Source organism: Rothia sp. HMSC061C12 (assembly GCF_001815755.1).
GTDB classification, from domain to species: domain Bacteria; phylum Actinomycetota; class Actinomycetes; order Actinomycetales; family Micrococcaceae; genus Rothia; species Rothia mucilaginosa.
Window position 1 is genome coordinate 70,120 of sequence record NZ_KV821867.1, and the last position, 1,750, is coordinate 71,869.

A 1,750-nucleotide genomic window follows, 5' to 3' on the forward strand; every position below is an offset into this window, starting at 1 on the left:
CGGTACGTATTGCTCTGGTAAGGCATTTTCGCGGGGTTCTTACCCACAGGAATGAAGGGGAAATCGCGCGCTACAGCGTTAATGCCGAAGGGAGAAGAATCAACCCCAGAGGGATAAGATCCAACCATGCTCAGATAATACCCCTTACCAGGCTTTAAAAAACCGGCAGGAATCGTAATCTTACGCTGAAAACGACCGTTAGGAATCAGACCATGAAAAACCCGCTTCAAGTACGGAGAATCTGCAGGAACTAAATCCTCGAAATCTAAATAACGATGATAACTTTCAGGATTATTCGGGTCGATTTCCACAAGAGTAAAACTTAGCTTATTCATCCCGTCAAAACCCGAACCCGTCATATTGATTTCAATCGGTTTTCCGGAATTAATCTGCTCCTCCGAAATAGAATCCACATCATAGGTAATAGAAGGCAAAGCAGACTGCGGGAAATTACTCGTCACGGCGAGTGCTGTGCGAATACGGTCCTCAGTGCTCCACTGATAGGGGTGTGCGTCATCCAGCGGACGGTAGGTCAAGATAACTTCGTACTCCATGCCTGCAGGTATACCGTTGGAGGATACTTCCAAGTCGGCGCTGAAAGTTCCGTCTGCTGAAAGCCTCGGAACATCAAAGCGCGGCCCCTGGTATGTGGGCTCCTGGTAAGGACCGACATAGGTAGAGGAACCCTTGGGCGCAATAATGAGGCTACGCAGCTCATGGTGTGCCAAGAATTCGGGAGTGAATCCAGTACCCTCAACATGCACCGTGCCACCAGTCTCAATTTTTAACGTGCCACTGGTGACACGCAAAGTCGGTAGCGAACTGGTCTGCTCGCCCTGGGCTACAGGATTCTGCTGGTTTTCTGTCTGGCGCTGGTTCAAAGCTGCAGCGGGAGAGGCGGGGGTCGCCTGTTCCGGGTCTGCCTGAGCGGGGGCAACCTGAGTCGGCCGGTCAGATGCCGCCTGGGCCGGTGTTGCGAGCGCCGCCGGAGTAATACCCGCAAGCGGGCTCAAACCCAGCAACAGTGACAGGCTGAGCGCGCGGGCGCTCGCCGGGTGGCGCGGCGCAGTTGAGCGGCACCGGGCGCCTCGTGGTGTGAAGAATGAAGACATCATTATCCCATCTACAAAAAACTATACGGTGAGTGAAGCGAGCGAAAAGGTTGAGCAAATCAAAGGTCGGGAAACCGGGGCGCTACTCGCGGGAAGACTCCCATCAGGTAACGCTCCCGATTCCCCTCGCCGGTGCCTGTAAAGGATGCTAGGGGCGGGACAGGTCCAGCTGTTGAGCCTGCGGCACAACGACTCGAAGAATACAGCCCGCCAGACCCCTCACGCACCGAAACTAACTAAGACGGCTGCCGCCGTGCGCCATACGGTACAGCATGACCGAGAACTCCGAAGAAGAAACAGCATCCGAACTGAAACCCTCGGCATAGCGGTGATCATAATCCTTATAACCCCAGATGAACTGCTGAGTAGCCCACAGCGACTCCCGCCAGAACGCAGTATCCGTACGCCCATAATCGGACCAATGCGAACGCGAAACCCGGACGGGAGAATCACCCGGCACGCTACTGTTCTTGGGCACAGACGAAGACGGCACACTGCTCGACTCCGGCGCAGGAGCCGGGGCAACCATCCGCTGGTACCTGTACAGGAACGCCACCGCAGAACGTGTCGAAAGGGCTGCCTCCGGGTGGAATTTGCCGTCCGCCCAGCCGAAGGTAATACCCTTCTGACGAGCCCAA

Annotated in this window: 2 pseudogenes; both read right to left on the reverse strand. The window is 55.4% G+C overall.

What is annotated here, in order from left to right:
• A pseudogene (locus HMPREF3055_RS09290) lies at positions 1–1,112 on the reverse strand (siroheme synthase); the annotation flags it as partial.
• Positions 1,113–1,344: 232 nt separating this feature from the next.
• Positions 1,345–1,750, reverse strand: a pseudogene (locus HMPREF3055_RS09295) (siroheme synthase); the annotation flags it as partial.